Origin of the sequence: Streptomyces sp. MK37H, from assembly GCF_018035285.1 — a bacterium.
GTDB classification, from domain to species: domain Bacteria; phylum Actinomycetota; class Actinomycetes; order Streptomycetales; family Streptomycetaceae; genus Streptomyces; species Streptomyces endocoffeicus.
In genome coordinates, this window is sequence record NZ_JAAAYH010000743.1 from 1 (window position 1) to 2,332 (window position 2,332).

3 protein-coding genes are annotated in these 2,332 nt (G+C 73.4%); all 3 read left to right on the forward strand.

Going from position 1 to position 2,332, the window contains the following annotated elements:
* Positions 1-93 precede the first annotated feature (93 nt).
* Positions 94-1,275, forward strand: a complete 1,182-nt coding sequence (locus GWI24_RS43450) for an FAD-dependent oxidoreductase (RefSeq protein WP_247617706.1) — start codon at positions 94-96, stop codon at positions 1,273-1,275.
* Between the two features lie 113 nt (positions 1,276-1,388).
* On the forward strand, positions 1,389-1,754 hold the full coding sequence (locus GWI24_RS43455) for an Rv2175c family DNA-binding protein (protein ID WP_037949046.1): 366 nt from the start codon (positions 1,389-1,391) through the stop codon (positions 1,752-1,754).
* Positions 1,755-1,961: 207 nt separating this feature from the next.
* On the forward strand, positions 1,962-2,332 hold a 371-nt coding region (locus tag GWI24_RS43460; protein WP_210951525.1), incomplete at its 3' end, for a thiamine phosphate synthase.

The following is a 2,332-nucleotide window of genomic DNA, read 5'->3' on the forward strand; positions in this document are numbered from 1 at the left end:
CAGCCGCAATACAGTGATCGTGTGAGCGATGAGACGACGACGAAGCCGTCCTCGAACGGCGTCGGCCAGCGCGTGGTGATCGTCGGCGCGGGCATGGCGGGGGTGCAAACCGCCGTCGCGCTGCGCGAACACGGCTGGACCGGGGAAATCGTCCTGCTGGGCGCGGAGCCCCACCAGCCCTACGACCGGCCCCCGCTGTCCAAGGCCGTACTGCTCGGAAAGGCCGAGGGCTCGACACTCGACGTGGACTTCGCCGGCCTCGGCATCGGCCTGCGGCTCGGCGTCCAGGTGACCGGCCTGCGCCCGGACAAGCGGCTCGTCGAGACCGCGACCGGCCAGCTCCCGTACGACGTCCTGGTGATCGCCACCGGCGCCGAGCCGATCCCGCTGCCGGGCAGCGAAGGAGAGCCCGGCGTCCATCTGCTGCGCACCCTGGACGACGCCGAGCGGCTGCGCCCGGTGCTCGCCCGGCAGCGCGAGATCGCGGTCGTGGGGGCGGGCTGGATCGGCGCGGAGTTCGCCACCGCGGCACGCGAGGCGGGCTGCGCCGTGACCGTCGTCGAGGCCGCGGACCGGCCGCTGGCGGGCGCGCTCCCGGCCGAGGTCGCGGCCCCCATGGCGGCCTGGTACGAGGACTACGGCGCCCGGCTGGTCACGGGCGCCCGAGTGGCCTCCGTCGACGAGAGCGGGCTGCTGCTCGGCGACGGCACCCGGCTGCGTGCGGGCGCGGTGGTCGTCGGGATCGGGGCCCGGCCGACCACGGACTGGCTGGCGGGCTCGGGCGTGGAACTGGCCGAGGACCGCTCCGTCGCCGCCGACGACCGGCTGCGCACCTCCGTGCCGGACGTCTACGCGGTCGGCGACTGCGCCTCCTTCCCGTCCGCCCGCTACGGGACGCGACTGCTGGTGCACCACTGGGACAACGCGCTCCAGGGGCCGCGCACCGTCGCCGCCAACGTGGTGGGGAGCCGGACGGCCGCCCACTTCCCCGGTGTGGTCTACGACCCGGTGCCGTACTTCTGGTCCGAGCAGTTCGGGCGCTTCGTGCAGTACGCCGGGCACCACTCGGGGGCCGACGAGCTGGTCTGGCGCGGCGATCCGGCCGGTGCCGCCTGGTCGGTGTGCTGGCTGCGCGAGGGCGCCCTGGTCGCCCTGCTGGCCGTCGGCCGTCCGCGCGATCTGGCCCAGGGGCGCAAGCTGATCGAGCGCGGCGCCCGGCTGGACCGGATGCGGGCCGAGGACCCCTCGGTGCCGCTGAAGTCGGCCGTCCTCTGACCGGCGGGCCGACCGCCGGTCGGCCGTCGGCCGGGGCGTCCGGGGCGGGGCGGACGGCCCGCGCGGCGGACGCCCGGCTACCCACTGTCAGTCCCAGATGGCAGGCTTGTTCCGTGACCGAGATTGACGCAAAGATCGATGCTCTCGTCCCCGCCTGGCTCACCCTCCCCGACGTCGCCGAACGACTGGGGGTCGAGGTGACGCGCGTCCGGCAGCTGGTCAAGGAGGGCCAGCTGATCGCCGTGCGCCGTGGCGAGAACAGGGTCCTTCAGGTGCCCGAGGAGTTCATCGGTGACGGAAAGGTCGTCAAGGGCCTCGTGGGGACCTTGACGCTTCTGAAGGACGACGGCTTCAGCGACGAAGAGATGCTGGAGTGGCTCTTCACCCCCGACCCGAGCCTGCCCGGCACCCCGGCACGGGCGCTGAGCGAGAATCGCGGCACGGAGGTGAAGCGGCGCGCTCAGGCCCTCGCCGTCTGACGCCCTCGCCGTCACCGCCCAGCCTTCCGTGGCTTTCCGTACGGGGCTCGTACACAGCCCGTACGGGGCCTGTACAGGGCTGGTCGTTTTCGCGCAGGCATCGCGCTTTCGCCGTCGTTATCGCACCCGATCGCACCTGATCACACCTGGCGTACGGGCCGGGCTCCGCTTCCGGCCCGTACGCCGCCCGACCCTCCGGGGGAATCCATGTCCACCACCGCCACCGCCACCGCCACCGCTCGCGAGCGGCTGGCCGACGCCCGCCTCTATCTGTGCACCGACGCCCGGAAGCGCCAAGGCGATCTGCCGGAGTTCCTGGACGCCGTCCTGGGGGCGGGGGTGGACATCGTCCAGCTGCGGGAGAAGGAGATGGAGGCGGCCGAGGAACTGGAGCACCTCCAGGTCTTCGCGGACGCCTGCCGCCGGCACGGCAAGCTGCTGGCCGTCAACGACCGGGCCGATGTCGCGCATGCCATCGGCTCGGATGTGCTCCATCTGGGCCAGGGCGATCTGCCGGTGCCCGCGGCGCGCGCGATCCTCGGCCAGGACGCGCTGATCGGGCGCTCCACCCATGCGGA